This window comes from Inquilinus sp. YAF38, from assembly GCF_052113205.1.
In the GTDB taxonomy this organism is placed as follows: Bacteria; Pseudomonadota; Alphaproteobacteria; order DSM-16000; family Inquilinaceae; genus Inquilinus.
In genome coordinates this window covers 1-2187 of the sequence record NZ_JBFRCU010000195.1, presented here as the reverse complement: position 1 = coordinate 2187, position 2187 = coordinate 1, and the positions used below count along the sequence as shown (strand labels likewise).

The window sequence follows — 2187 nt, the reverse complement described above, 5'->3', positions numbered from 1 at the left end:
TCCTCCGGCTCTGCCGCGACATGGACGTCCAGCCCGAATTCATCCTGATGGCCGACCCGGATGCCACGGCCCAGGCGCCGGCCAAGGATGACAGCGTGAACGACGAGCACGGGCTGCGCTTCTGGCCGCGCACCGGACGGGACTACGCCCGCTATTCGCGCAAGCAGTCCATCATGGGCGGCCCGTTCTACTGGTTCGACAACGACACCCGCACCCGGCTGGACGGGACGCCCTGGGTGGAAGAACCGGACGAGGACGACGACGACCCGGAGGACGAGCCGGACAGCCCGGAACACGCGCCGGACGGCAGCTGATCGCCGCCGCGTGGCTCACGCCCGTTCATTCCCAGCCGGCCCAGCCTTCCACTCTCCCCCTCCCCTTGCGGGAGGGGCTGGGGGAGGGGCTGCGCGCGTCTGCGCGCGTTTGGCCTCTTCAAAACCTCGTCATCCCCGCGAAAGCGGGGATCTCGTCACGCCTTCCGGATAGAGAGTCCCGCTTTCGCGGGAATGACGATCAAGAGGAAGAGAATTGAGGTCCCTTCTCTCTTCTCCACCCCTCTCTTCTCAGGCGGTCAGACCCGCCGAAACCGCCACACCCCGTCCGCCCCAGTGTCCCGGGCCAGGTCGCCAGCGGCGACCAGGCGGTTCAGATGGGCGGTCGCCTCGCCCACCGCGAACATCATCTGCTGCCGGTCCAGCGCGCGGTGGAACATCGCCGTCATCAGTTCGGCCACCGTCGCCGGGGCGCGGCAGACCTCGCGGGTCAGGGCCAGCCGCTCCGCGTGATGCGCGGCCAGCCAGTCGATCCGCTCGGTCAGGCCGAAGAAGGGCAGGCCATGCGAGGGCAGCACCAGCGTCTCCGCCGGCAATTGCCGCAGCACGGCCAGGCTGCGCAGGAAATCCGCCAGCGGGTCGGAATCGGGCTCCGACGGCCAGACCGACACGTTCGGGCTGATCTTCGGCAGCACCTGGTCGGCCGAGATCAGGATCCCGCGTTCGGCGTCGTACAGGCAGGCCATCTCGCYGGAATGGCCCTCGCCCACGATCACCCGCCAGGTCCGGCCGCCGATCGCCAGCGAGTCGCCGTCGCGGATGCGGCGGGCCGCCACCGGGATCGGCGAGACGCCGCGGCGATAGACGTTGCCGCGCGCCTCCACCATCTCCGCCGCATCGGCCGGCAGCCCGGCGGCGCGGTAGAAGGCGGCATGCGCGGCCGCCACCTCGGGCCGGTCGTCCGACCAGGTGGCGCGGGCCGTGGCGTATTCCGCCAGCGTCATGGTCAGCGGCGCCCGGAAGCGCTCGCACAGCCAGCCGGCCAGGCCGATATGGTCGGGATGCATGTGGGTGACCAGCACCCGGCGGATCGGCTTGTCCTTGAGCGTCCCGGCCAGGAGGCTCTCCCAGATCTCGCGCGAGGCGGCATTGCCGATGCCGGCGTCGACCAGCAGCCAGCCGTCATTGTCGTCTGCGATCAGCCAGAGGTTGACGTGGTTCAGCGCCATCGGCAGCGGGAAGCGCAGCCACAGCAGGCCGGGCGCCACCTCCACCGGCACGCCGGGCTCGAGCGCCGTGGGGTGGGGATAGGTCAGGGTCGGTGCGTCCATGGCGCGCATCCTCGCCATCTCCGGCGGCGCCGCCAAGCGATTGTTGCGCGGGGCCGGGCTGTGGCCGCACGGCGATACAAGATCCTGCGGGCCGGCCGGGCCACATCTGCGGTCCACCCGAAAGGAGCCCCCGATGCCCTATGCCCCGATCAACCTGGCGCAGAAGTTCAGCCTGTTCACCGACCAATGGCAGCCGCGCGTGGTCGCCGAGATGAACGAGCTGCAGTTCAAGATCGTCCGCCTCGAGGGCGACTTCCTCTGGCACCACCATGCGGAGACCGACGAGGCCTTCCTGGTGCTGGAGGGCACCTTGCGCATCGACTTCCGCGACGGCGCCGTGCGGCTGGGCCCGGGCGAGATGTTCGTCGTCCCGAAGGGCATCGAGCACAAGCCCTGCGCCGAAGGCGAGGTCAAGCTGATGCTGATCGAGCCCCGCGGCACCCTCAACACCGGCCACGAGGGCGGGGAAAGGACGGCGCAGAACGACGTGTGGGTGTGAGGTCGAAACCTCATCAATCAGCCGTCATCCCGTGCGCGCTGCGGCACGCAGTGCTGCTGCGCAGACACGGGATCTCGCGCAGTCC

The 2187-nt window shown here is 69.9% G+C and carries 3 protein-coding genes; 2 read left to right on the top strand and 1 reads right to left on the bottom strand.

Annotated elements, in window-relative coordinates; all coding sequences use genetic code 11:
- Nucleotides 1-314, top strand: a 314-nt coding sequence (locus AB4Z01_RS36145; RefSeq protein WP_441701672.1) for a hypothetical protein, incomplete at its 5' end; no start/stop codon positions are given.
- A gap of 257 nt (nt 315-571) precedes the next feature.
- Here AB4Z01_RS36145 and AB4Z01_RS36140 read toward each other — a convergent pair.
- Entirely contained in the window at nt 572-1603 is a 1032-nt protein-coding gene (locus AB4Z01_RS36140; RefSeq protein ID WP_441701670.1) for an MBL fold metallo-hydrolase, read from the bottom strand.
- A gap of 133 nt (nt 1604-1736) precedes the next feature.
- On the opposite strand from AB4Z01_RS36140, the gene AB4Z01_RS36135 reads away from it, so the two are divergent.
- Nucleotides 1737-2102, top strand: a complete 366-nt coding sequence (locus AB4Z01_RS36135) for a cupin domain-containing protein (RefSeq protein WP_441701668.1) — start codon at nt 1737-1739, stop codon at nt 2100-2102.
- The last annotated feature ends 85 nt before the right edge of the window (nt 2103-2187 follow it).